Genomic DNA, 503 nt, shown 5'->3' with positions numbered 1-503 from the left:
AAAAGGGGTTGAAAAGAGTGGGCTTTCATCAAAACTATAAGCCTCTCTCACAGGTGTATAGTCATAAATTTCAGGAGTTTGGCGGCTGGCAAAATAAGCCAAAGCGCAAGCAATAGCGCTATCACCATGACGCATAAAACCATCACTGCCTTTAAAACGATGATTGTCTGGAATTTTCACAATGCCATTGACATAAGCAAGCGCTTGATGATCCGCAACAATGTCACTATCGCGCGGCAAAACAATGGACCCATCCCCAAAAGCTTCCAAATAAGCCGGCATTTCTTTGCCATACCAACTTTGCGACAATTGAACTTCCTTCACGCAAGCCCCATAACGCTGCGCCGCTTTTTCCGCTAAATAAGCCCCATTACCCCGCGCATCCAAAGCACCACCTAACAAACGCGGTAAGCCATTCACCACATAAAATAAAATCTCTCTTTGTTGATCAAACGGCGTATTGCGCAATTCCACCATAAACCGGACACGGCGCTCCAGATCCT

1 pseudogene is annotated in these 503 nt (G+C 45.9%); it reads right to left on the bottom strand.

Going from position 1 to position 503, the window contains the following annotated elements:
* Nucleotides 1-503 (bottom strand): annotated as a pseudogene (locus tag J7R05_RS07795) (hypothetical protein); the annotation flags it as partial.

This window comes from Bartonella capreoli (assembly GCF_902813205.1).
Classification (GTDB): domain Bacteria; phylum Pseudomonadota; class Alphaproteobacteria; order Rhizobiales; family Rhizobiaceae; genus Bartonella; species Bartonella schoenbuchensis.
The sequence above is the reverse complement of the archived record's forward strand: the minus strand, read 5'-3'. Positions and strand labels throughout refer to the sequence as shown.